The sequence below is a fragment of the Ignavigranum ruoffiae genome (assembly GCF_900110675.1).
GTDB classification, from domain to species: domain Bacteria; phylum Bacillota; class Bacilli; order Lactobacillales; family Aerococcaceae; genus Ignavigranum; species Ignavigranum ruoffiae.
Genome location: NZ_FOEN01000009.1, coordinates 18526 through 43226 on the forward strand (window position 1 = coordinate 18526; position 24701 = coordinate 43226).

The 24701-nt window shown below is 41.7% G+C and carries 21 protein-coding genes; 2 read left to right on the forward strand and 19 right to left on the reverse strand.

Features of this window, described 5'->3' with window-relative positions; genetic code table 11:
- Window positions 1–31: 31 nt before the first annotated feature.
- The 7 genes from BMX34_RS07450 to BMX34_RS07480 all read right to left on the reverse strand — a co-directional run bounded on the left by BMX34_RS07450 (window position 32) and on the right by BMX34_RS07480 (window position 7960).
- Window positions 32–934 carry a carbohydrate ABC transporter permease gene (locus BMX34_RS07450; protein ID WP_092572351.1) on the reverse strand — a complete coding sequence of 301 codons (903 nt, stop codon included), beginning with the start codon at window positions 932–934 and terminating at the stop codon, window positions 32–34.
- A 66-nt stretch (window positions 935–1000) separates the two neighbouring features.
- A complete protein-coding gene (locus tag BMX34_RS07455) occupies window positions 1001–2689 on the reverse strand; it encodes an extracellular solute-binding protein (RefSeq protein WP_092572353.1) in 1689 nt (562 codons plus the stop codon).
- Window positions 2690–2718: 29 nt separating this feature from the next.
- A complete protein-coding gene (locus BMX34_RS07460) occupies window positions 2719–3729 on the reverse strand; it encodes an ABC transporter permease (RefSeq protein WP_092572355.1) in 1011 nt (336 codons plus the stop codon).
- The gene (locus BMX34_RS07465; RefSeq protein WP_092572357.1) at window positions 3719–4873 is read right to left on the reverse strand and encodes an ABC transporter ATP-binding protein; all 1155 of its coding nucleotides are present in this window, start codon (window positions 4871–4873) and stop codon (window positions 3719–3721) included. Before BMX34_RS07465 ends, BMX34_RS07460 begins: the two co-directional genes overlap by 11 nt.
- A gap of 374 nt (window positions 4874–5247) precedes the next feature.
- Window positions 5248–6861 (reverse strand): chaperonin GroEL, encoded by a 1614-nt coding sequence (gene groL, locus BMX34_RS07470; protein ID WP_092572359.1) that lies wholly within the window; start codon window positions 6859–6861, stop codon window positions 5248–5250.
- Between the two features lie 47 nt (window positions 6862–6908).
- Window positions 6909–7175 carry a co-chaperone GroES gene (locus tag BMX34_RS07475; RefSeq protein ID WP_092572361.1) on the reverse strand — a complete coding sequence of 89 codons (267 nt, stop codon included), beginning with the start codon at window positions 7173–7175 and terminating at the stop codon, window positions 6909–6911.
- A 152-nt stretch (window positions 7176–7327) separates the two neighbouring features.
- Window positions 7328–7960, reverse strand: a complete 633-nt coding sequence (locus tag BMX34_RS07480; protein ID WP_092572363.1) for a redox-sensing transcriptional repressor Rex — start codon at window positions 7958–7960, stop codon at window positions 7328–7330.
- Window positions 7961–8192: 232 nt separating this feature from the next.
- On the opposite strand from BMX34_RS07480, the gene BMX34_RS07485 reads away from it, so the two are divergent.
- Window positions 8193–10166 carry an ABC-F family ATP-binding cassette domain-containing protein gene (locus BMX34_RS07485; RefSeq protein ID WP_092572365.1) on the forward strand — a complete coding sequence of 658 codons (1974 nt, stop codon included), beginning with the start codon at window positions 8193–8195 and terminating at the stop codon, window positions 10164–10166.
- 317 nt (window positions 10167–10483) lie between these two features.
- On the opposite strand, the gene tsaD is transcribed toward BMX34_RS07485, so the two are convergent.
- From tsaD to rlmH, 7 genes are all read right to left on the reverse strand, one after another.
- Entirely contained in the window at window positions 10484–11491 is a 1008-nt protein-coding gene (tsaD, locus tag BMX34_RS07490) for a tRNA (adenosine(37)-N6)-threonylcarbamoyltransferase complex transferase subunit TsaD (protein ID WP_092572367.1), read from the reverse strand.
- A gap of 4 nt (window positions 11492–11495) precedes the next feature.
- Window positions 11496–11942, reverse strand: coding sequence for a ribosomal protein S18-alanine N-acetyltransferase (gene rimI, locus BMX34_RS07495; protein WP_092572369.1), 447 nt, complete (start codon window positions 11940–11942; stop codon window positions 11496–11498).
- Window positions 11930–12511 (reverse strand): ribosomal protein S18-alanine N-acetyltransferase, encoded by a 582-nt coding sequence (rimI, locus tag BMX34_RS07500; RefSeq protein WP_159428893.1) that lies wholly within the window; start codon window positions 12509–12511, stop codon window positions 11930–11932. Before rimI (BMX34_RS07500) ends, rimI (BMX34_RS07495) begins: the two co-directional genes overlap by 13 nt.
- Complete coding sequence (gene tsaB, locus BMX34_RS07505; RefSeq protein ID WP_092572373.1) at window positions 12483–13256, reverse strand: tRNA (adenosine(37)-N6)-threonylcarbamoyltransferase complex dimerization subunit type 1 TsaB; 774 nt, start codon at window positions 13254–13256, stop codon at window positions 12483–12485. Before tsaB ends, rimI (BMX34_RS07500) begins: the two co-directional genes overlap by 29 nt.
- Before the next feature lie 22 nt (window positions 13257–13278).
- On the reverse strand, window positions 13279–14718 hold the full coding sequence (gene proS / locus BMX34_RS07510) for a proline--tRNA ligase (protein WP_092572375.1): 1440 nt from the start codon (window positions 14716–14718) through the stop codon (window positions 13279–13281).
- A gap of 290 nt (window positions 14719–15008) precedes the next feature.
- A complete protein-coding gene (gene lepB / locus BMX34_RS07515) occupies window positions 15009–15602 on the reverse strand; it encodes a signal peptidase I (protein WP_200793430.1) in 594 nt (197 codons plus the stop codon).
- A gap of 94 nt (window positions 15603–15696) precedes the next feature.
- Complete coding sequence (rlmH, locus tag BMX34_RS07520) at window positions 15697–16176, reverse strand: 23S rRNA (pseudouridine(1915)-N(3))-methyltransferase RlmH (RefSeq protein WP_092572377.1); 480 nt, start codon at window positions 16174–16176, stop codon at window positions 15697–15699.
- 151 nt (window positions 16177–16327) lie between these two features.
- Here rlmH and BMX34_RS07525 point away from each other — a divergent pair, with 151 nt between their 5' ends.
- Window positions 16328–16996: a potassium channel family protein gene (locus BMX34_RS07525; RefSeq protein WP_092572378.1), complete on the forward strand. Its 669-nt coding sequence runs from the start codon at window positions 16328–16330 to the stop codon at window positions 16994–16996.
- 249 nt (window positions 16997–17245) lie between these two features.
- Here the strand turns inward: BMX34_RS07525 and BMX34_RS07530 are convergent, their stop codons facing one another.
- From BMX34_RS07530 to yycI, 5 genes are all read right to left on the reverse strand, one after another.
- On the reverse strand, window positions 17246–18469 hold the full coding sequence (locus BMX34_RS07530) for a S1C family serine protease (RefSeq protein ID WP_092572380.1): 1224 nt from the start codon (window positions 18467–18469) through the stop codon (window positions 17246–17248).
- Window positions 18470–18693: 224 nt separating this feature from the next.
- Window positions 18694–19536, reverse strand: a complete 843-nt coding sequence (locus BMX34_RS07535) for an MBL fold metallo-hydrolase (protein ID WP_234971699.1) — start codon at window positions 19534–19536, stop codon at window positions 18694–18696.
- Between the two features lie 90 nt (window positions 19537–19626).
- Complete coding sequence (locus BMX34_RS07540; RefSeq protein ID WP_092572384.1) at window positions 19627–21492, reverse strand: DUF2207 domain-containing protein; 1866 nt, start codon at window positions 21490–21492, stop codon at window positions 19627–19629.
- 25 nt (window positions 21493–21517) lie between these two features.
- Window positions 21518–23440, reverse strand: coding sequence for a DUF2207 domain-containing protein (locus tag BMX34_RS07545; RefSeq protein WP_159428895.1), 1923 nt, complete (start codon window positions 23438–23440; stop codon window positions 21518–21520).
- Between the two features lie 428 nt (window positions 23441–23868).
- Entirely contained in the window at window positions 23869–24699 is an 831-nt protein-coding gene (gene yycI, locus BMX34_RS07550; protein WP_092572388.1) for a two-component system regulatory protein YycI, read from the reverse strand.
- Window positions 24700–24701 lie beyond the last annotated feature (2 nt).

The following is a 24701-nucleotide window of genomic DNA, read 5'->3' on the forward strand; positions in this document are numbered from 1 at the left end:
TCCCTTCCTTAGAATCGTTTCATATTAGATGCTATTCTTTCACCGAACCAATCGTAATCCCTTGGACGAAATATTTTTGAATAAAGGGATACATAACAATAATCGGTAGAATGACGACAATAATTGTTGCCATTTGCAAGGATTGGCCGGTAATTTCAATCGCATCTAATTGTTGATAGGCGGCTGAACTGGAGCCAGCTTTCAATAAGACATCGGCTAAGCTCGCTTGGCGGGTCAGCATCTCTTGTAAGATGGTAGCAAGTGGTTTCAATTCTGCTTTTCGCACATAGAAAGAACCAGAGAACCAATCGTTCCAATGGCCTACCGCGGTAAATAAGGCGACCGTCGCCACTGTGGGTTTGGACATCGGCAAGACAATGTTGGTAAAGATCTTAAATTCTCCCATCCCATCGATCCGTGCTGCCTCCATGATCGACATGGGCAGTTGCTTGAACGATGATCTCAATAAGAGAATATTAGTCACTGAATATAGACTTGGTAGAATATAGACCCAGATCGAATTTGTTAGACCTAGTTCGCTTAAGACCAGATAGTAAGGCACTGTTCCACCCGAAAAGAGCATGGTAAAGAAGATAAAGAAGGTAATCTGACTGGAAAAGGGTAGACCAGGAATCGTCAAAGCCCAAGCACACATAGCCATCAGAAACACACCAATGACCGTGCCGACCACCGTCCTGAAAATTGAAATTCCTAGACCGGTTAACAAATTATCCTGCTTAAATACTTCGGCGAAGTTCTCAAAGGACCAAGCTCGAGGCCAGAACCAAATTCCGCCCACGGCCGCATCTTTACCCGAATTAAAGGCCAAAGCTAAAATATGTAAAAAAGGTAAAATAATTAATAAACATAGAACCAATAAAATCAAATGGAATAAGAATCGGGTCCATTTGCTGGTTTTCATTGTTTCTGACATGGATTTCCTCCTAAATAAGTCGAGACTAGCTTGCGCTAGCCTCGCCGTCGCAAAAATTTACTTTGCTTAATAGAATATAACGTCTCCATTCTTTTCTTTCTCTTGTAAGAATTGACAATAGTCTTCAATGCCAGCATCTAATAAATCTTGACGCGCAGCATCCAGAATTGCTTGAGCTTCTTCGTCTGAGTTGGCATAGTAGGCTTTGACGACACTTTCTTCCCAAGCATCCAAGGCTGCATTCAAGTCCCCTTCTTTACCTTCAAACTCGTTGAGGTAGGCACGGGCATACAGGCCATCGATGACTTCTTTCTCCTCATAACGTTTGTCATAATCGTAAAGTTTAATAATTTCTTGGGCGGCATTGTTACCAGATTCTGCTTCGCGAACCTTATCACCCCAAGCAGCTTCACCAAATTGTTCTAGATTATTCATATCGGTGAAGGCTAAGTGTTCACCCCAGAAAGCACGGACACCACGGAAGCCTTCTTTACTTGCTTCTTCAGGATTCTCATCTTGTAATTTGACTAAATCTGCATTTGGAATTGGTTTCCCATCTTCTCCTAATTCATAATGTTTACCTTCAAGTCCATAGAAATAAAGCAACTTACCTTCAGGTCCAGCCAACCAATCAGCGAATTTAACGACCTCTTCAGGATTTTCAGTCGTGGCAGGGACTGCCCAGCCAGCATAGCCAGATTTATAGGACATCACCATATGATTGCTACCATCCACTCGGTTAATTGGGCCTAAGGGAACGTATTTCAAATCGCCAATTTCAGGACGATATGAATGGATATCCGAAGTAATCGCAAAGGATCCATTCATGACCCCTTCTGCTGCCCGTGTTTCTTCCATCGTGTAGAATTCTGGATGCATCAAGCCTTCAGCTAATAAATTTCGGACATAGGCTACTCGCTTTTCAGCATAGTCAGTCATTGATTCATGCTTAACTTGGTCGCCATCTTTCCAGAACTTCTCACCGCCAGCACCTTCCCAAACTAAGTCATTGTAGATGAACGGACGTTCAGAACCGCCCCATACAGTAGGTCCTAAAGGTACCACTGGACTCCCATTATCATCTTTGAAGTCGCCTTCTTTGATTTTGATTAATAAATCTTTCAATTGTTCGGTAGTATTAATTTCTTGAGGATTAATACCTAATTGCTCAGCGATATCACGGCGAATATAAGGTCCACCAATTTGTTTGGTACCAGGGTCAGCAGGATTTTGATCAATGGCCATATGGACCAGATAGGTCGCCCCATCTTGATCTTCCCGCATCATAATGTTCTCTTTAGTGTCACGAGGTAAATAACCTTCTTCAAAATATTTGCTGTAAGTCTTACTTTCTTTTAAATACGGAGCGATATCATGGAACATGCCTTCATTAGCTGCTTGTAAGAGTAAAGGAAACTCAGGACGACCAGAATGATTCAAATAGAAAGCGATAAAATCAGGCATATCACCGGCAGCAAGACCCGCTGCTAAAGCTTGGGTTGAATCCTCAGAAGTGACTGTCTCTAATTTCAAGGTAATTCCAGTTCTTTGTTTAATATATTCGGCGATTTCTGGTGACATCGTGTCAACTCCAGCATCTCCCGCTGATTGGAAGATTAGGCCAGTAATTTCACGATCGGCAATAAAAGCATCTGATTGTTCTTCCGCTTGACCTACTACACTACTGCCACTTGCCATACTCGTCATAGCTGTTAAAACCATAAAACTTTTCTTCAATATTTGTTTGATTGACATGTTTCCACTCCTTATTAATTGATTGAGATTTACCATACGGCATTGTCTCCATATTTATCAGCAAGTTTATTAACTATCAGGGTCAAGACCAATCCAACCACACCCTGCATTAAACCTACTGCTGCAGCAGGTCCATATTTGGCCTGCTCTAAACCTGTCTTAACGATATAGGTATCAATTGTTTCCGAAACGGTAAAGTTCCCCGGATTCTGCATCAGATAAATTTGATCGAAGCCGGCGGTTAAGATTCCCCCTAAAGACAGAATAAAGAGAATCATAATCGTACCGCGGATACTTGGTAGAGTAATATTCAATGTTTGTTTCCACCGACTCGCCCCATCGATAGCCGCCGCTTCATAAAGCGAAGGGGAAATGCCCATGATTGCGGCGAAATATATAATGGAATCCCAACCGATATTCTTCCATAGATAGGAGAAGAAGACTGCGGGATAGAAGAAGGCATTCTCCATCATCCAGAAAGTAGAACCATCATTAATCTTGAGGGCCTTCAGTGCTAGATTAATCAAACCTGTATTGGGCGCGAATAAGCGATTCAAAATCCCAATGACCACGACCCATGAAATAAAATAAGGCAGATAAGAAATGCTTTGGTAGAAGCTTCTTAATTTAGGTCGACGCGTTTCATTGAAAATTAAAGCTAAAGCAATCGGGAAAGGTAAATAGATAAACAGTTTGATGGCTGAAATCACTAAAGTGTTACGGACATACATCCAAGCTTCCCGATTCTTGAAGAAGGCTTGGAAATATTTTAGACCGACCCAATCTTTACCATACATCCCTGAGGTAAAGGTAAACTTTCGAAAAGCGATTAGAATCCCGGTCATTGGCCAATATGAGAACACCAAGAAGAAAATCAAAGCAGGCAAGAGCATCAAATAAAAAACGCGATACTTACGCCATACTTGTTTAAAGCTGCGACGATGTGGCTTGAAATTTGGATCTGGGGTCTGGCTACTTTCCACTTTTTGCTTAGGGAGCAAATTGCCTAGTGACAGCCATTGATTCTTCTCACGTTGCATCACTCATGCTCCCTTCCTCTGTTAATTGCGAATCTGTATTTCGATGAAGTTCAATTCGCTCTTGGCTCTGCGGATCAAAGAAATGGATATACTGGCGATCAAAACATAATTCTAGCTGTTGACCCGCTTGGAAAGGATCCATGGTAAATAATTTACAAATCAGCGGCTGATCTAATAAATGGAAGTGAATTAAAGTCTCACTGCCTAACATCTCAGCTAAATCGACCTCGATCTTAAATTTATTGGCTTGATCGCTCGGAGCTGCCTGGTCTGCTAAGAGAATATTCTCTGGTCGCACTCCCAAAATAACCTCCTTATTAAGATATCCCACCTCAATCAATGCATCCAATAGGTCATGATCAATGGCTAGGACTTGGTCATCTTTGACTAATCCTTCGGCGCAGACTGTCAACGGAATGAAATTCATCGCCGGCGATCCCATAAATCCAGCTACAAATAAATTATTGGGATGTAAATACACCTGACGAGGCGTGCCCACTTGTTGAATGAAACCTTGATTCATAATCACAATCCGATCCGCCATGGTCATCGCTTCAACTTGATCGTGGGTTACATAGACGGTGGTAATTCCTAATTTACGGGTTAACTGAATAATTTCAGCTCGGGTTTGCCCCCGTAATTTAGCGTCTAAGTTAGAGAGCGGTTCATCCATTAAGAAGACTTTGGGCTGGCGTACAATCGCTCGACCTAAGGCGACCCGCTGACGTTGACCCCCTGAGAGTTCTTTCGGTAGACGATCAAGTAAATCAGTCAACCCGATAATTTCAGCGACTTCTTTAACCCGTTGATGAATGGTCTCGTTTTTAATCTTTTTCATTTTTAAACCAAAAGCCATATTCTCACGGACAGTCATATGAGGATAGAGGGCATAATTCTGGAACACCATCGCAATATCGCGATCTTTTGGATGGAGATCATTTTGAACTTGGCCATCCATGGTAATGGTCCCCGCCGTAATATCTTCTAGGCCGGCAATCATCCGTAAAGTGGTTGACTTTCCACAACCTGAAGGCCCGACCAAGACGATAAATTCTTGATCTTCAATTTCTAAATTAAAATCTGTTACCGCTCGTACCGCTTCACTATAATCTTTATACAAATGTTCAATACTTATCTTTGCCAAGCTAACCCTCCGTCGGCCAAATTCTGTATTTTTTCTTTGTTTGACCTTTATTTCTTTTTTGTTTACACAAAGAGTATACAAAACAAATATTAAATAAACGTAAATCTATTGTAAATTTTCAAAAAGTTTTATTAACTTTGTAAATTTTATGTAAAGGCGTCTTACTTCAAAATAACCTAGCACGACCCATCGTGGTAAAACGTGCCTTTTAATGGTTCTATAATTCAGTCTTCTGCAAATTTTCTCGGTTGGAAACTTGCTATCCGTTCTTACTTTTGCTCGCAAAAAAAAGACTAAACAGAATCAATCTGCTTAGTCTTTGGCACTAAGTGTCTATCTTGCTTAAATCATCAAGATAAAACTTATTTATTTTATTACATCATACCCATACCAGGGTTCATTGGCATTTCAGGTTTGTCGGAAGGGATATCCGCTACTACTGCTTCGGTAGTTAGAAGTAATGCGGCCACAGAGGCTGCATTTTGTAAAGCAGTCCGGGCTACTTTAGTTGGGTCAACAATACCAGCGGCAATCATATCTTCATAACGATCGTCGGCAGCATTATAACCTACACCAGCTTCGGCTTTCTTAACTTCATTGACTACTACAGAACCATCTTGACCAGCATTGGTTGCAATTTGACGGACAGGTTCTTCTAAAGCACGAGCAACAATCTTAATACCCGTTGCTTCATCACCTTCAGCTTCTAGCGCTTCTACTTCTTTTTGGGCATTGACTAGCGCGGTACCTCCACCGGCAACAATACCTTCTTCAACGGCGGCGCGAGTTGCATTTAAAGCATCTTCAATTCGAAGCTTACGTTCTTTTTGTTCAGTTTCGGTAGCTGCCCCGACTTTAACCACAGCCACCCCGCCTGCTAATTTCGCTAGACGTTCTTGCAATTTCTCACGGTCATACTCTGAACTGGTTTCTGCAGTTTGAGCGCGAATGAGATCAATACGTTGTTGAATTTGTTCGGATTGACCGCCACCTTCAACAATCGTGGTATTATCTTTGGTTACATTGACTTTAGAAGCAGAACCTAGATGTTCTACGGTTGCATCTTTCAATTCGAAACCAAGTTCTTCAGAAATCACCGTAGCACCCGTTAAGATGGCAATATCTTCTAACATCGCTTTACGACGGTCACCAAAACCAGGAGCTTTCACGGCAACTACATTAAGTGTACCACGTAATTTGTTCAACACTAAGGTTGGTAGAGCTTCCCCTTCAACATCTTCAGCAATAATTAAGAGTGGACGAGATTGTTGCATCACGTTCTCTAATAATGGCAAGATGTCTTGGATATTGTTAATTTTACGGTCGGTAATGAAGATCAGTGGATTTTCTAAATCAGCCACCATTTTTTCATTATCAGTAACCATATATTGAGATAGGTAGCCACGGTCAAATTGCATTCCTTCAACCACTGATAATTCTGTTTCAATGGTTTGAGATTCTTCGATGGTAATAACCCCATCTTGACCTACTTTTTCCATCGCATCGGCAATCAATTCACCAATCTTTTGGTCTCCAGAAGAGATGGCAGCGACTTGAGCAATCGCTTCTTTAGATTCTACTTTCTTAGAGGCCTTGCTTAAAGCTTCGACAGCTACTTGGGTCGCTTTTTCAATACCACGACGGATTCCCACTGGATTTGCGCCAGAGGTAACATTCTTCATCCCTTCACGGACAATGGCTTGTGTCAGCAAGGTCGCAGTAGTAGTTCCGTCCCCAGCAACATCGTTGGTTTTAGAAGCTACTTCTTGAACCAATTGAGCTCCCATATTTTCAAAACGATCTTCTAATTCGATTTCACGAGCAATAGTCACCCCATCATTAGTAATCATGGGTGAACCAAATTGTTGATCAAGGACCACGTTTCTACCCTTAGGTCCAATGGTTGTTTTGACGGTATCAGCTAAGATATCAACCCCACGTAGTAAGGCTGCGCGTGCATCTTCTGAGAATTTTAATTCTTTTGCCATGTATAAATCTCTCCTTTAATTCAGTATTCTGTTGATAATCTGTTTGATTAGTCAATCACAGCAAGTAAATCTTTTAATTCTGCGATTAAGTATTTTTCTTCTTGGTATTCAATTTCTGATCCAGCATAAGATTTAAAGTAAACTTGGTCCCCTACTTTAACCCCGTCTTCAGCTTCTACTTCTGGACCAACGGCGATTACTTCGCCATATTGTTCTTTTTCTTTAGATGAAGCAGGTAGGACGAAGCCGCTAGCTGTGGTTTCTTCTGTTTCAGCCACTTTAATGATTACACGTTTTCCTAAGGGTTTTAACATTTACAATAACCTCCAATGATTGATAATTTTTCTTTAGCACTCTTTGACATTGAGTGCTAAATCTATGCTTCTATAATAGTCTAATTAGGTCAAGATTGCAAGCCATAACCTCTAAATAAATAAAAAAACGGGCCTAAGCCCGTCGGTTAACATTATTGAGATAAATCACTTTCGATAAAATAAATCAAGGTTTGCAACTCATTGGTTAAGTCCACATTCTGCACATGAACACCGGCTGGAACTTCAAAGCGCAAAGGAGTAAAATTCAGAATTCCTTTGATGCCACTTTTAATTAAGCGATCAACCACATCATGAGCGGACTCCTCCGGAACGGTTATAATCATCACATCAAGTTGTTGTTGTTCCATTTGATATTCAATATCATCCATCGAATACACTGGTACCCCAGATTGAATCGTTCCGACAATCTCCTCACGAACATCAAAGGCCGCACCAATCCGAATATTAGAACTCTTCCTAAAATTATAATTCAATAAAGCATGACCTAGATTCCCCACGCCAATCAGGCCGACATTGGTCAAGCGGTCTTGACTCAGAATCTTCGTGAAAAACTGTAACAAGTATTCCACATCATAGCCATAGCCTCGTTTACCTAAAGCACCAAAGTATGAAAAATCACGCCGAATGGTCGCACTATCTACTTTAACCGCCGCACTTAATTCTGTGGATGATACTCGATCAATATCTGCATCATGCAAATACTGTAAATAACGACGATAAATAGGTAGACGCAATGCGGTAGCTCTCGGTATGTTCTGTTGCATTTGCGACACTCCAATCTCTATTATCCTTTTAACTTCCATAGTATAGCAGATAATTTCTTGGATTGCGACAGTTGCTCCCTAAGTTTGTGAATTCTTCTCAAAGTCGTTCGCTTTTAACATATTAGCTATTGTAGCTTTTTAACCGAGAAATATAAAGGCTCTAAGCTTTTTTGCGAGCTTAAATCGCTCATGCTATAATGAAGCGACAACCATTGGGAAGTAGGAGAAAATCATGATTCTATTGCAAGCGAATAATGTGGCACGTCGTTTCGCTGATGTGACCTTATATGAGCAGGTAAATTTTAATATTCAAAGTGGCGACCGGGTGGCCTTGGTCGGTCGTAATGGAACAGGTAAGTCTACATTAATTGAACAGATTATGGGACAAGAACCCCTCTCAGAAGGTGAGATTACCACCGCTAAGAATTTACGGATTGGCTATTTGGAACAACATGTGGCGATCAATTCTGATCGGACCATTTGGGATGAGATGATGTCGGTCTTCAAAGACCGGTTAGCTTTAAGAGACGAGGCCGAAACACTGGCGAATCAACTGGCTGATTTAGCAGACCGAACCCACAGTCCAGAATATCAGCAAACTTTAGCCCACTATGATCAGATCCAAGAACAGATGATTCAAAATAATGTCTACGCGATTGAATCTGATATCCGTACGGTCTTACATGGTTTTAAATTCTATGAAGAAGACTATAAAAGACCGGTTAATTCGTTGTCCGGTGGCCAGAAAACTCGTCTAGCTTTGGCCCGGACTTTATTGACGGATTATGACTTGCTCATCTTAGATGAACCTACCAACCATTTGGATATGGAGACCTTAGCTTGGCTAGAGAATTATTTGATGTCTTATCGGGGAGCCTTGTTACTTGTCTCCCATGACCGCTATTTCCTGAATAAAGTGGCTCAGCAAGTCGTTGAACTGCGGCATCAAACCCTCCATACCTATGCGGGAAATTATGATTATTATTTAAAAGAAAAAGCCTTACGCCAACAACAAGAACAACAAGCCTATGATAAGCAACAAGAGGAAATCGCCAAATTAGAAGATTTTATCCAAAAAAATATCACCCGGGCATCGACCACCAAGCGTGCTCAAAGTCGGCGCAAACGCCTCGAAAAGATGGAACGAATTGAAAAACCCTTACAAGATCAACAAGCGCCAAGAATTCAATTCTCAGCTGCCAAAGAAAGTGGCCAGCGAGTAATTGGTGTCAATAATCTAGCCATCGGTTATTCGGCGAGCGAGGCCCCCTTAGCCCGCTACCTTAACCTAGAATTAGGACGTCAAGAAGCCATTGCCATTGTCGGTCCTAACGGCGTCGGTAAAACCACCTTGTTAAAGACGATCTTGGGACAATTGCCTGCCCTAGCGGGTGATATTCGCTTAGGCAGCAACGTGCAAATAGGCTATTATGACCAAAATGTCAACCAGCTCGACCCTAATCTCACCGTATTGGAAACCTTGTGGCAGGCTCATGACTTAACCGATGAATGGCAAATTCGCTCGATATTAGGTTCCTTCTTATTCTCAGGGGAAACGGTAGAAAAGAAAGTCGGTTTACTTTCCGGAGGGGAGAAGGCGCGTCTAAGTTTAGCCCTATTAGCCACCAACCATGATAATACCCTCTTATTGGACGAACCGACCAACCACTTAGATATCGATAGCAAAGAAGTCTTGGAAGATGCTTTAATCAACTATGATGGTAGCTTGCTCTTTGTCTCCCATGACCGCTATTTTATCAATCGGATTGCTAACAAGGTCCTAGAAATTCACCCAGAAGGCGCGGACCTCTACTTGGGTGATTACGATTATTACCAAGCCAAGAAAGCTGAACTCTTACAAATTGCTGCCGCCCAAGAGGCTAATCAAGAAGATTTAATGCAGACGAAAGCTGCACCGATGAGTCAAAACCAGCGTAGTTATGAAGATTCCAAGTTACTCCGCCAACAATTACGCAAATTAGAAAAACAAGTCGAAGATAGCTGGCAAAGCAATGAAGCACTCGAGCTTGAATTAGAACAAATTGAAGCCAAGATGGCTGAGTTGGCACAGACTAACGATAGTCAAGCCTTAGCTCAACAACATAAAGAACAACTGCGGGTCCAAGCTGCCATTGACCAAGCTGTGCAAGCCTGGGAAGAAGCTGCCCTGAACCTAGAAGCTTTTAAAGAAGAGCATGAGCTTTAATCCTTAATCAATAAAGTGTAGAGATCTTCTTGATTGATTTACTATCCAGATCCCTGGCTAATCACAATAAACCGAATATTTACCCAGCAAAAAGGACCCACGAGCATTACAACTTGGTAATTGTTCGCCAAGTAATCTCTAGAGGGTCCTATTCTGAAAGTCAGCTATTCATGCTTGACTTCAATTGGGTAATATTCGGTTTTTTAAATTTCTTTGCCATCAAGAATAACGATTAACGAATGATTTCAGTCTGATTCAGCGAGTAAAATAAACCGCTAGGATTATGACTGAGCCATATTTTACTTAAGTTTAACTAGCTACAGATCTAAGCCAGGTTGAGCGTTCAAATCTAATTCAACAAATCTGCCTTGTTGATACAAGCTATAGGCCGCTGCTCCGATCATCGCGGCATTATCACCGCAGAGACTAAAATCAGGAATGAGTAGGGCTAAGTCAGGATGCTTCTGGGCTAAAGTCTGAGCAAGTTGTTGACGCAAGGCTGAATTAGCAGCGACTCCGCCCGCCAATATGAATTGACGAACTTGTGGGTAACGATCCAGAGCCCGCATTGATTTGTCCACTAAGATTTCAACCGCGGCTTGTTGAAAAGAGCAGGCCAAGTTGGCTGTGTCAATCTTTTCGCCACGTTGCTGTGCATTATGCACTAGGTTCATCACTGCCGATTTCATGCCCGAAAATGAGAAATCAAGATTATCCTCTTGAAGCATGGCTCGTGGAATCGCATAGGTGTCCTGACCTTGGTGGGCCAATTGATCTAAATACTTTCCTGCTGGATAGGGCAAATCCAAAATCCGCCCCACCTTGTCATAGGCTTCACCTACGGCATCGTCTTGGGTCTCGCCGACAACTTGAAAATCGCCATCATCAGCCATATAAACTAATTCGGTGTGTCCACCAGAAACTATTAAGGCCAACAAAGGAAATTCAAGCGCTTGAGAGAGTTGATTGGCATAGATATGGCCCGCCAAATGATTCACTGCAATTAAAGGTTTATGGTAAACAAATGCCAAAGTTTTGGCAGCTGTGACTCCTACCAAGAGGGCGCCGACTAAACCAGGTCCGTAGGTCACAGCAATCGCATCAATCTGATCCATTTCAACCCCAGCTTGGTCGAGGGCCATTTGATAGACTTGACTGATCTGTTCCACATGATGACGACTGGCAACTTCCGGCACCACACCGCCAAAGCGCATATGACTCTTCACTTGCGAAGCGATAACATTGGACCGAATGAATCGACCGTCTTCCACGACGGCGACACTGGTTTCATCACAAGATGATTCAAAAGCTAAGATTAAAGTCACTCACTTACCTCCTTTCCCAAATCATTATAAAAGCATCTTCTCGAGGCTGCTGATAATAATCTAGCCGACTTCCCCTTAATTCAAATGCCGATTGTTGATATAAATTAATGGCCGAGCGATTTGATACCCGAACTTCCAGATAGATCACTTGAATACTGTCAATCCTTTGCAAGGCTGCAATCAGTCGCTGACCATACCCTTGCTTCCGCCATTCAGGACGAACATAAATCTGAATTAAATCGGCTTGGTCGAAGATTTGACGATAGCTTAGATAGGCTATCATCTTTCTTTCTTTTTCAATGACGATGAATTGGGTCTGTTCTGAAGCTAATTCGGTGATAATTAAGGCAGGAGACCAAGCAAATCCTTCTTCAATTAATTTTGCCAATTGCCGTCTTTGACGACGACTAAGATCTTGACTTGAAAGATGTAATAATTTTATTTCTGACATAAGGACAACACCATCTCGAAGGCATCTTCATGATTATCTGAATAATAAAAATGCTTAACATGCCCTTTAACAAAACCGGCACCGATATAAAGATTCTGAGCCCGATAATTGGACTGACGAACCTCTAAGGTAATCTTTGGTAGGCCGATTAACTTAACAGCTTCAATCCATTTATCTAAGAGCAGTTGACCATAGCCTAGACCTTGATAATCAGGATGGACCATCAGATGGCTAATATGGGCTCCTTGAGGTTTAAAGCGACCGGTCACCGCCCCTAAAATTTGACTCTGACCATCGACCTGGATTTGCTCTAAGATTAAATAAACGGCAAATGGATTTCGCTCCCAGTCCCCCTGAAAATCTTTCAAACGCCAAGCTAAATATCCCTGATAAGCTTGATCTTCTAAATGAACAAACTCTGCTAAATCGGCTTCGCCACCCAAACGAAATCTTAAATCCTGGTCTTTAGTGACCAAACTCAACTCGTTTTGTAGCTGATTCATGATCGTGTGTTTGACCACCTTACGTTTAGGTGAACCACTACGAAAAATGTTCAATATATCTTTCATTTTCTTCCTCATTTGCTACGGGTCGCTGATGTTGATCGGCCCACTGTCGTTCAGCTAAGGTGGCATGAACATAATTAGGATTTAAAGTATGAATATCTGTGACTGGGTCTATCTTTATGCCAGTAAAAGCAAGATCGGCCCGAGGATAATATTCGGCACTGGATTGAAGTTTAAAAGAAAGTTGCGGGTATTCTTGATGCAGAAAGTCAGCAAAGGCTTCAATTTGATAACCGATCAGAATCAGGTCTCCATAAGACATATCTCGTAAACGCGTCGTCAATTCAGGGATAAAGCTTTGCCAATCTACGTGTCCATCTTGACCTAAGGCCGTCAACTCACCCTCTGCTTGAGCGAAAAGATTGCAATAAGCGGATAGGCGACGAGCGTCTACAATTGGTAAAATTAAATCGTCTGGCTGGGCCTGTGCTTGTTGAGCTAATAAGGCTAGACTAGAAACCTGATAGACAGGAACTTGCCTGGACAAGCCCCACATCTTAGCTAGGCTCACCCCAATTCGCAGTCCAGTATAAGATCCTGGACCGACGCCCACAATCAATCCAGCCACATCTTCCACTTGCCAATCCACACTTTGCAACAAGCGTTGAATTTCGGGCAACAAGCTGGCCCCATGTTGTTGGCTCAAATGTTGATGAAAAGAAGCCACCGGAACTATATTGCCCAGACTCCCCTGGCCAAGGGCTAGCGACAAGGCTGCTGATGAGGTATCCAGGGCTAACCATTTCATAAAATTTCCTCCTAAATATAACTTAATATGCCCGTGCCAACCAAACTGTGGTTGTGGCAGGTTCGCCGGTAATAATGTCTTTATGTTTGGCTTCGACGGTACCCGCGAAAGGAATATTACGGGTAGTAAAGCCAGTCCGCTCTTTAATCTCAGCTTCCGTCTCAGCTTTACCATTCCAACCAGCTAAGACGAAACCGAGCGGCTCGCCAGCGGCTTGTTTAGCTTCGATATGTGCTTCCAATTCTTCAATCGTATTAATATGAGTGTAAGATAATTCTTTAACCCGTTGACGGGCTGATTCTAATAATCGAACTTGCATTTCGCTTAAAGCAGTTTGGATTTCTTTAACGAAATTTGCCAAATCGATGCTCTCCTTATCGGCTAAATCACGGGCCTTAAGAATCGCTTGTTGATTAGCCAAGTCACGAGGACCAATTTCCACGCGTAATGGCACTCCTCTAAGTTCCCACTCATTAAACTTATAACCTGGACGATTATCACTATCATCAACGATAGTGCGAATGCCCTCTTTCTTCAAGTCATTTTGCAATTGTTCAATGGTTTCCATAATGGCAGGGTTCTTTTGCCATGGGCCAACTGGAATAAATACCACTTGTTGGGGAGCAATCTTTGGTGGTAGGACCAGCCCTTGATCATCACCATGGGTCATAATCATCGCCCCAATTAACCGGGTAGAAATTCCCCAGGAGGTAGTATAAGTAAGGACGTGCTCGTTATCTTGATTCAAATAGCGGATATTGAAAGCTTCGGCAAATTTAGTCCCCATATAATGGGAGGTTCCTGCTTGGACTGCCTTACCATCTTGCATCATGGCTTCAACCGAGAAGGTACGTTCAGCACCGGCAAAGCGTTCACTTGGCGTTTTCTCACCTTTAAAGACCGGGATCGCTAAGACATCTTCGATAAGTTCTACATAGACATCTAACATCCGCATAGTCCGCTCTTGCGCTTCTTCAGCCGTAGCGTGGGCTGTGTGTCCTTCTTGCCAAAGAAATTCTGAGGTTCTTAGAAATGGCAGGGTTCGTTTCTCCCAACGGAAGACATTGGCCCACTGGTTAATTTCCAAAGGCAAATCACGATAAGATTGAATCCACTTGGCAAAAGAATCGCCAATAATCGTTTCAGAAGTTGGGCGAAGCGCCAATTTCTCTTCAAGCACCTCACCTGCTGCTTCGGTCACAAAAGGTAACTCAGGACTAAAACCTTCAATATGATCTTTCTCCCGTGAGAAGAAGGATTCAGGAATCAACATTGGGAAATACGCATTTCGGATACCTTCCGCTTTGAATCGACGATTCGCTTCGTCTTGGATATGTTCCCAGATTTCATAACCGTTGGGCTTAAAAATCATACAGCCACGCACAGGGGCATAATCCATTAAATCTGCTTGTTGTATCGTTTGTAAGTACCACTTCGAAAAATCTTCTCGTCTTGTTACCATTTACTTTCCTCCTAAAAAATAAATAGGCTGTCCATCCTAATTAAGGACGAAGACAGCCTGCTCCGCGGTACCACCTTATTTGTTATGTGATCATAACCGACTTAGGGACCGATAAGGGAGTCCAGACCATCCTTAAGGAATAGTAGGTTCAATCCGCCAGTACCATTATTCTTTCAGCCGAGGAATAACTCTCTAAAGGCCTGCACGTATTTACTAATCTATTCTAGTCCTAATCATTATATAGCCTTTGACTTTATCTTTCAATCCTTAGTCATCTCAATGAAGTGAAACTATTCTTTGACAATCTCCTGACCATCGGCCGACAAATTATATTGGTCTAAGAGATGGATTTTATCCAGAGGCCAGTGAACTAGATCTGCTTCTCCGACAATATCCTCAAGATTAATAAAACCAAAAGACCGACCATCTAAAGAATTCCGCCGGTTATCGCCCATTACAAATAACTTACCTTGGGGAACCTTTTGTTCACCGGTCACATCTTGTAAACGGAAATCATAAGTAAACGGTCCAGAAGTTTGTTGGGATAAATCCTGTAAGTAAGGTTCGGTCAAAGCATGGCCATTCAGTATTAACTGGTCATTCTTATATTCGATTGTATCCCCAGGTAGACCAATCACGCGTTTGATATATAATTTATCTGCCTCAATGGGTGAGGGAAACACCACGACATCAAAGCGTTCAATCTTATTTTGTTTTAACATCAATAGACGTTCACCACTTTGTAAGGTATTGTCCATTGAACGGCCATTCACGATAAAAGGTTCAGCAACATAAAAAAATACTAATTTAATCGCCAATAACATGACTGCTAAGGTCAGTAATAAAGAGACTATTTCTTTAAGAAAGGCAGTAATTTTTGACATAATATCGTCCTATCTATGATATATTCTTCGCCTATTTTATCACAAGACGGCCAACAGCTAAAAGTCCTCTGACCCACTTTCAATAAATAAGCGATTATTTGTGATATGGTTGGTGGTGGATAATCCGAAATGCCCGATAAATTTGTTCAACAAGTACCAGCCGCATGAGTTGATGGGGATAAGTAATGCGACCAAAACTTAAGAGCAAATCGGCCTGATCTTTGATCGATTGGGCGATGCCTAAAGAGCCACCAATCACAATGGTTAATTTGCTCTGACCATAAGTCGCATAGTCTTCCATGGTTTGGGCAATCTCCTCTGAGGACATGAGCTTCCCTTCAATCGCCAGAATCCATAATTTCCGATCAGCTTTCAGGTGGGCTTGAATGCGATCGGCCTCTTTTTGTAAGATGAGCGCTTCTTGGGTCTCAGTCAAATTCCCTTCGGTAGCTTCATCTGCGACTTCGATAATTTTACATTTAGCATAGGATTGCAGACGTTTAAGGTATTCTGCGATGCCCATTTTTAAATATTTCTCTTTTAATTTACCGACTACAATAATTTCAATATTCACTTGCACCACCTCCAACCTATCTTATCATAATATTTCAATCATGGAAGAGAGAATAGTCTTGCATAAAGGGCCAACGACCGTTATAGTAAAACAGAGTCGAGCCATCAATTAACTTGTTGGCCCAAATTAGATAAAGAATGAGGAATGCCCTATGAAATCAAAAATTGTTGGTGTCCTAGGTCTGGGTGTATTTGGTCGAACGGTAGCCAAAGAATTGGGGAACTTTGGCACCGAGGTTATTGCCATTGACAGTAATCCTGATCGGGTTCAAATGGTTGCTGATACGGTCACTAATCCGGTAGTCGGTGACTTCACTGACATAGACTTGTTAAAGAGTACTGGATTAGAAAATTGTGATCTTGTCGTCGTGGCCACAGGCTCTAACCTGGAGTCTGCTGTCCTCGCGGTCATGCATTGCAAAAAAATGCGCGTTCCCCAAATTATTGCCAAAGCGCGCTCAACGACTTTCGAAGAAGTCTTATATGAAGTTGGCGTGACCTCCGTGGTCTCACCAGAACGTGATTCTGGTTATCGCTTAGCTTCAAAGATTCTCCGCAATAGTATTGACGAGGTCTTACGCCTTGACGAGAATGTCTCATTAATTGAATTCGAAGTTCCCCAACGTTGGGTAGGAAAGAGTGTGGTTGACCTAGACTTACGGGTAAAATATGACCTTAACTTGATTGGTATGCGTGAAGAACGAGGCGAACCGTTGAAGACCATTCCAACAGATCTTAAACTTCCTGACGAAATTATTATTGTGGCCATTGCTAGCTCACGCAAATTCGAACGCTTCGATTATTTAAATGAATTAGACTAAGAAATGGACTTATGCACAAGTTTTGTGTATAAGTCTATTTTTTACCCTCTTTACCCAAACTTATCCACAGTCCATTGTGAACAACCGCTAAAAAGGTTGATATCTCTGTGTTTTACTGCATTAATTCAGAGTAATCTATGAATTTGAGCTGATTTTATCAGGACTTATCCACAAGTTTTTCCATTTTTAGGCTAAAAAGAGGAGGTCCCTTCGGTTAAAAAAGGCTCCCTCCTCATTCTGAGAAACATATTAATTATTGTTTTGAACAGTGTCGGTTAACTTCACATCTATGGTTTGCTCTTTGCCTTCACGAATAATCTTAAGTTTAATTGTGTCCCCCACTTTGTATTGGTAGAGCACTTCTTTCAAGTTCATCGCATCAGTGACGGTTTCATCGTTAATACCAGTAATGACGTCATATTGTTGAAGTCCAGCAGTCTCAGCGGCAGATTGAGATTGAATACGCATCACGATGACGCCATCAACTTGATCTTCAGCTAATTTGAGGATATTGGTTCGAGATTCAATCGAAACTTGAGCCAAATCCCACATTTGAATACCTAGGGCTGGTCGTTCCACTTCACCCTTCTCTTCAAGTTGAGACACTATATTCTTCACGTCATTGATTGGAATGGCAAAGCCCATTCCTTCAATGGCAGTGGAGGCGAACTTACTTGAATTAATACCGATTAATTGGCCTTGAGTATTGACTAGGGCCCCACCAGAGTTGCCTGGATTAATGGCGGCATCTGTTTGAATTAAGGTCATATCCCAATCTGGATTTTGATCACCATCAGTATCGACTGATACTTTCCGATTAAGTCCTGAAATAATCCCTTGGGTCACTGAAGTCGCAAAATCTTCGCCAACAGGAGAACCAATGGCAATGGCTAGGGAACCTACTTGAAGGTCATCTGAGTTAGCAAATTCCAAAGTTGTTTTAGCATATTTAGCTGGAATGGTTAAGACAGCAATATCGCTGAGTTTATCGGTTCCGACCAAGCTTGCTTCCGTCTTTTGGCCATCGGCCATTTGAACTTCTAAGGAATCATTATTTTCAATCACATGGTTATTGGTTACGATATAGGCTTTGTCGCCATCAATCTTGTAAACTACACCTGAACCAGAACCGGCCAATTGGGGTTCAGCATCAAATTTATCCAAATTAATGCCACCATCGCTGCCAAAGAAATCACCATACATGGTTCCACTGGTGCCAGCCAATTGATAATTTTCAACAGAAACGACCGCATCACTGGTCTTAGAAACGGTATCCACGATGACCGATTCAAAGTCGGATAAATTCTGGCGTGCTCCGGCTGTTTTTTGACTATCATCCATATTTAGGTTTACTCCGAGTAATAGCATGGTAAGTAATAAAATTGCACTTCCTAACACCCCGCCAAAAATGCCTTTCCAAAAAATAGAAGGTTCTTTGCTAGTGTTAGTATGTTGAGGGGCGTTTTTTGACATTTTATTTCAGTCCTTTCATGAACATCTTTAATTTATGATTTTATCTTAGCATCAAATTATGAATAGATTATGAAAAGCAAAATAGTAATTATGAATTAATTGTCAAAATATACAGAAATAACCAAGTTTGAAAAAAGGAGAGCAGTCTAAAACTTGCTCCCCCAACTTTCATCATCTAATTTCTAAAACAAATGCGTAGCGGTCCCACGAATGGCTTCATCTTCTTATAAACGATTTAAAGCCGTTGCCTTAATAGGATCCGTCATATAGACATGGAAGGCCTCATCGACGGCAAAATCTTCTTGACTCAAGGTTTGTCGCATGGCTTCCATCGCGAGTTCTTTGGTATTATTGTCTCGGCTTAGATGGCCTAGATAAATACTCTTGGTCTTATCGCCAATTAAATCAACCATCGCTAAAGCCCCATCTACATTGGAAAGGTGGCCTTTGTCGCTAAGAATCCGTTGCTTCAAAGACCAAGGATAACGCCCCGACCGCAGCATTTCAATTTCATGATTGCTTTCGATCAGATAAGCTGAAGCGTTCTTCAAATCCGAACGTAATTTCTCAGAGACGTAGCCAGTATCGGTCAACATCACAAATTGTTTATCGGCTTTTTGAAAGGCATAAAATTGTGGTTGAATCGCATCATGGCTCACTTCATAACTTAAGACATCTAAATCACCGAAGGTTAACATTTGCTCAGCTTCGAATAGACGTCGATTGTCTGGATCAATCTTACCAATCATTTGATCCATCAGGGACCAAGTTCTGGCATTGGCATAAATCGGTAGGTTATACTTACGCGATAGGACGCCGACCCCATGAATATGATCCTTATGTTCGTGGGTAACCAAGATGGCATCAATATCTGCTAGATTGCGACCGATTTGTTTGAGTAAAGCTTCAACCTTCTTACCAGAAAGACCCGCATCAACCAGTAGTCGTTGATGGTCTGATTCTATATAGGTGCAATTCCCACTTGAACCAGAGGCTAGAATCGAGAATTGCAGACTATCACAATCTGTTTCCTTATATTTTATCTTTTCTTGACTAATATTTAACATGGACATCACTTTCTAATGCTTGCTATTGTGCTAGCTTATCACGATGACACGGCCAATGCAAGTTAGCTTCTTGAAAGCCAAATAATCAGCTTAGAAACCACCTGCACCGCTTCCCCCGCCACCGCCACCAGAACTACCACTGGAGAAGCCACCTCCTAGACCGCCACTATTGGAGCCGCTGTAGCTACTTGAGCCAAAGCTTGAATGATTCACACTCTCAGAAACTGAATCATTGAAGTGACTCAAGAATACTCCTTCATTGGCATAGAAACTGAATGGTAAGCTGGCATTCATCAATTCTTCTTGACTAAAGCTATGGGTCATCGCCTTAATAACTTTCTTTCCGTAACCAAAAGCCACTGCATAGACCAGATATTCTTCCCACAGCGCTAAGGAACCAATTTTGCGTAAATCCATCTGGCCAATATCTTTCAGCATCTGGCCAAAAGCCCGCCAAGACCGATATTGCTTGTCAGCTTCATAGGTCCTGAATGGCTGACGTATAAAGAGGACCAGGAAGATTACTAATAAGATAATCGCACAGGCGACACCCATTATAAAATAAGTCCAAACTTTTGCACTAACGATATGGGTAAAGCCGCCAATCAATCCAGATCCAACGATGCTAAAGATAGCGACAAGGAAAACTAAAGTAAAGTTAAGGCCTCCCTTCCTTTCATAAGGAGATTTATCGGGGCGAATCTCGTCAACTTGGTCAGCCAAATGGTCACTAAAATCATCCATCAAATCTTGCTGACGTTCTTTATAATCCTCATCCGCTTCCATTAAATCGCCTAAGTCACTTAAACGTAGAGCTTGACCATCCTCAAGGGTAACCAAGGCCAAGGCGTCCTTCTCATATTCTGTGAGGGCGTCATCTGCCGCTTTCAGCGGTAGAATATCTACCGTATCTTCGCCATCAACCTGGCTAATCTCTTCAATCTGTAGGTAACCACGCCGGGCCAAGTCCAACAAAGTGCTGGAGAAATCATTCGGATCGGCCACATTTTGGGACCGTACAAAGGCTTGGGACGCTAACGCTGGTTGCAGAGCTGAAGGCGGTTGGAAGAGATGTTCAGGTACATGAGCTGGCTGCGGATTAGCTTTCTTGACTAAGGACCGATGCCGAAAAATACCCATGATTAAGCCTAAAATGCCGATACTTGTTAAAATGGTCATTGCCAATTGACCTAGAGATTGTTGGCGTTCAAAGTTAATACGATCCTGTTCAACTCGAGCTTCTTCTTCTTTAACTTTCTGTTGGTATACTTTGTCAGGACTTTGCTTTGGATTCTTAGCCGTTAGGCGCGGTGGGAATAAAGCGTGAACCTCAACAAAAGTGTGAGACGGATTATCCGCTACTTGAACATCAATATAAGCTGAATCAGTCTCTCTGACTGGATAAACCTTACCGAAAGGAGAACCATGTCCCCATACATTGAAGTGTTCATCTTCATCTAGGCGGTCAGGTAAATAAATACGAGCTTCAACAGCTAAATTCTCACTAATACCACTCCCCACAATTCGCCAATTAAATTCTGCTGTATCTTGATAATTGTCAACAATGGAAGCTAGCCGATAATCCAAGACAAAAGTCTTAGTATCATTCTCACTTGGATAGAAAATTTTAAAACGAGAGACCGTTCCTTCTTCACTGCGTTGATAGGTTCCCGGGGCTTCACTATTATTTTCTTCAAAATACTGAACTTGTCCATTATCGTCCACAACACCAATATGTAAATCCAATAATTCATGACCTGAGCCATCAACATCAATCCAAACACCATTGACTTCATCAATTCTATATAGATATTCCTGCTTGAAATGGACATCGCCATTGTCTAAAATCTGAGCTTCTATCTTGGTAGATTGGATATCAAAACTTGCCGCTTGAACTTGGTCTAGGGGCAACATAAGATTCATCAGCAAGAAAAGTAAACATAGGAATTTCTTCATTGAATACTTACTCCCTTCAAAACTGTTAAAAACCACCCATGCCGCCGCGACCTCCGGATCCACCCGAAGATCCACTCGATGCACCGCCACCAAAACCACCGATATTGCTTCCTTGATACTTGCCCCAATTCGCAGCGGTTTTAGGGTGAGCTGCAGCTATGGATGAAGACATGGTCGTACGTAAGGCTCGATGTAATAAATAAGGGTTATTATAGAACGGTGTCGGCAGAGCTAATTCATTTAACTCATCCATACCATACTGTTTATTCATCGCTTCAATAACCTTATCGGCCACACCAAGCGAGATAGCATAGACTAAATATTCATCCCAGAGAGGTAGACTGGCGATCTCGCGCATATTAAATTGACCAATATCCTCCAACATCTTAGCAAAAGCACGCCACATCCGTCGTTGATAATCTTCTTCTTGAGAATATAAGGGGGCTTTCCGATTCATAAAGAACAGAATCAGAATGAAGATAAAATTTAACGATAACAAGAGGACGATTAAGACGATATGTTTCTCAATTTGGTCAAAGCCTAGGAAGAAGAACAATAGCGGCCAAACCAGTATACTCGCTAAGAGACTCAGGGCAATCCAGGAATTCACTTTGCGACGGTATGGAAGAGATTCACCGACAGCTTGTTGCCCCATTACTTGGCAGAAATTCTTAAAGCGAGTCCAGAGACGGTTTTGTCGTTTAGCAAATTGACTGTGTTGATGAATCGCCGTTTCAATCTCGGATAATTTGACCTCATCTTGGTCCTCAGTAAATAAATATTCTAAGACATAGAGTTCATGTTTCTGGAGTTGATCTTGTTGGCTCGGTTCCTTTAACAATCGTATGCGGATTGTTTTACTATCGCCACGATTGAAGAATCCCGTCCGTTGATGTTTGGCTTCTTCGCCCAAGTCTAAATAGCCTTTACGGGCTAAATCAACGATGGTTGCCGAGAAATCATCCGCATTGAGTGGCCGATTTAGATAGGAAGCAGCCATAATGGCAGGACTGATTTCTGCCGGCAAGTTAAATACATGGTCAGGAACATGTTTAGGATTCGGATTGAGCCGTTTTTTATGGTGGAAATATAAATAGAAACTATAAAGCGTCAATAAAGGAGCAAAAGCTAACAAGGCAACCAGTTTCAAGAGTTCTAATCCTTGACGTTTTTGGTAATCAGCCCGGTCTTGTTCAACTTGAGCATTGGCCTGATTAATAATCGCTTCTTTCTTGGCTTGATCCACCCGATTCTGATTGTTAGGCGTCAAAGCGGTGGGAAAGATTGCCTGAACTTCGAGAAATTGATTCGCCGATTGGTTCAAAACGCTGACTAGAATTCGACTTTGATTCTGGCTTTGATCCAACTGGATTTGCCCTTGAGGATCCCCATATAACCATGCACGGAAATCATTCTTTTGTTCAACTTTTCCGGGTAAAATAATCTCCGCATCCACATCGAAATTTTCATCAGTCCCTGTTCCGAGTAGTTTGCGATTTAATTCGGCGGTGTCCTGATAATTCGTGATTAAATTTTCCAGACGATACTCAAAGACGAAGTCGACTTTTTCATTTTGACTCGGATAAAAGACAGTAAACTTCAGTAGGTCATCTTCAACCTGGGTTTGGAAGGTGCCAGCTTGACGGCTGGTCGATTCTTCCAAGTAGCGAGTCTTTCCTGTTTCTGGATCTTTGACCCCTACTCGATAAGGACCAAGGTTAACCTCTTGTAAATCAACCTGGTAGATAACCCCATTCAATTGTTTAATATCATAAGTCTGAGTTTCCGTAAATAAGACATCTCCCTCAGCGGTAATATCGCCAATTAATTCAACATGGGTAATATCATAATTTACTTGATTATCTTGAGCAGATACGGGCAAGTATCCCATCCCTAAAGCCATTATGGATAATATTATAATAAAGAGCCCTCTTGATAATTTCTTCATGGCATTCGCTCCCTTATTTTTCATAGTTTTATTCTAACATGTTTGTTTCCTTTTCTACAGTAAGTTAAAAAGCTTTCAAGAATTTACTCAAGTTATTTAAGCTAGAGAGGACGAAGGAAAGACTGATCGCAAAAATATTTAAATGTGGTCAGTGATCTTAGCTTGTCGGCAGTTGATTTGGATAGCAAGCTTTTTTGTTAATTCAGTTAAAGTGTTTCTTTTATCCTACCAGAGAATTAGCGAGTAAGCCGATTGCCCAGTTTATAGTGGCTAAATTTCATGGCACAAAAAAACAACTACAAAGACTGAATTAAACAGTTTTGTAGCTGTTCCAAACTTTATAATTCTACATATAAAGATTGATGCTGTTAGCCATTGTCAACTTGTAATCGACTTTGGAGAATCCGACACCTCAGCAGCATTCTATCTTAGCGTGGACCCAAAATAGTGCCGCGTTTGGCTTCAATATACACGGTACGAACTGTGCCATCCGGTTGAGTATACATAATTTCCCAGACTGGCGAAAACACGGAAAAATCTTTTAACTTATCGATTCGATAATAACTTAAACGTGAATAATCGATCCGTGAGTTATCAGGAATAAAAGTTTCGACCCGGCCATCAATAATCTGAAAAGCATCACGCTCTGAAATAGTTTGGGTATTGGTATCCAGAAGTTTGAGTTGATCTTGGTAGGTCTGGGTGTAGGAAACAGCTTGATAGTCTTCATTGAGCATCAATTTAATTTCAGCGGTCCCATCTACAATCTTATGGTCTTCATAAGCGGTCATTTGCATATAAATTGCCCGTTCCAAAAGCGAATAGCGAGAAAATTTATATTGATTGCCCGCTACGAAATACGTCTCATCGGCAAAGAAATTTTGTTCTAACTTTTTTACCTGATCATCCGATAAGCGAGCGGTTTGATTATTTAAATTCAAGCCCAAATCAATTGGTTCGATAAAGGTCGCCTTGACCCGATTATTCTCATCAATCTCAACCTCTTGATTAGCTAACTGTTCAATATGATCTGCTAAATAAGTTGAATTGTCTGCCTTAACCAAGGGTAGAGAAGTGGCTTCCTCAGCAATATCATCGAAAACCACCCCACGGTTCTTCAATTCTTCTTCAATGGTATACTGCATCACCGCTTTATCGGGTTCTGCCCCACTGACGCGATTATACAGGATAAACAGTAAATAGAGGTCAAAGATCAGGAAGAAAGCTAAAAGCAAGACCTGTATGCGTTTAAAGTCCATTG

What these genes read in the sequence shown, in the direction of transcription:
- BMX34_RS07530 (WP_092572380.1), bottom strand. Translation starts at nt 18,469, where the DNA reads ATGTCAAAAAACGCCCCTCAACATACTAACACTAGCAAAGAACCTTCT.
- groL (WP_092572359.1), bottom strand. Translation starts at nt 6,861, where the DNA reads ATGGCAAAAGAATTAAAATTCTCAGAAGATGCACGCGCAGCCTTACTA.
- BMX34_RS07480 (WP_092572363.1), bottom strand. Translation starts at nt 7,960, where the DNA reads ATGCAACAGAACATACCGAGAGCTACCGCATTGCGTCTACCTATTTAT.
- BMX34_RS07450 (WP_092572351.1), bottom strand. Translation starts at nt 934, where the DNA reads ATGTCAGAAACAATGAAAACCAGCAAATGGACCCGATTCTTATTCCAT.
- rimI (WP_159428893.1), bottom strand. Translation starts at nt 12,511, where the DNA reads ATGAAAGATATATTGAACATTTTTCGTAGTGGTTCACCTAAACGTAAG.
- BMX34_RS07535 (WP_234971699.1), bottom strand. Translation starts at nt 19,536, where the DNA reads ATGTTAAATATTAGTCAAGAAAAGATAAAATATAAGGAAACAGATTGT.
- yycI (WP_092572388.1), bottom strand. Translation starts at nt 24,699, where the DNA reads ATGGACTTTAAACGCATACAGGTCTTGCTTTTAGCTTTCTTCCTGATC.
- lepB (WP_200793430.1), bottom strand. Translation starts at nt 15,602, where the DNA reads ATGTCAAAAATTACTGCCTTTCTTAAAGAAATAGTCTCTTTATTACTG.
- BMX34_RS07460 (WP_092572355.1), bottom strand. Translation starts at nt 3,729, where the DNA reads ATGCAACGTGAGAAGAATCAATGGCTGTCACTAGGCAATTTGCTCCCT.
- proS (WP_092572375.1), bottom strand. Translation starts at nt 14,718, where the DNA reads ATGGTAACAAGACGAGAAGATTTTTCGAAGTGGTACTTACAAACGATA.
- BMX34_RS07455 (WP_092572353.1), bottom strand. Translation starts at nt 2,689, where the DNA reads ATGTCAATCAAACAAATATTGAAGAAAAGTTTTATGGTTTTAACAGCT.
- BMX34_RS07525 (WP_092572378.1), top strand. Translation starts at nt 16,328, where the DNA reads ATGAAATCAAAAATTGTTGGTGTCCTAGGTCTGGGTGTATTTGGTCGA.
- BMX34_RS07485 (WP_092572365.1), top strand. Translation starts at nt 8,193, where the DNA reads ATGATTCTATTGCAAGCGAATAATGTGGCACGTCGTTTCGCTGATGTG.
- tsaB (WP_092572373.1), bottom strand. Translation starts at nt 13,256, where the DNA reads ATGAAATGGTTAGCCCTGGATACCTCATCAGCAGCCTTGTCGCTAGCC.
- BMX34_RS07540 (WP_092572384.1), bottom strand. Translation starts at nt 21,492, where the DNA reads ATGAAGAAATTCCTATGTTTACTTTTCTTGCTGATGAATCTTATGTTG.
- BMX34_RS07475 (WP_092572361.1), bottom strand. Translation starts at nt 7,175, where the DNA reads ATGTTAAAACCCTTAGGAAAACGTGTAATCATTAAAGTGGCTGAAACA.
- rimI (WP_092572369.1), bottom strand. Translation starts at nt 11,942, where the DNA reads ATGTCAGAAATAAAATTATTACATCTTTCAAGTCAAGATCTTAGTCGT.
- BMX34_RS07545 (WP_159428895.1), bottom strand. Translation starts at nt 23,440, where the DNA reads ATGAAGAAATTATCAAGAGGGCTCTTTATTATAATATTATCCATAATG.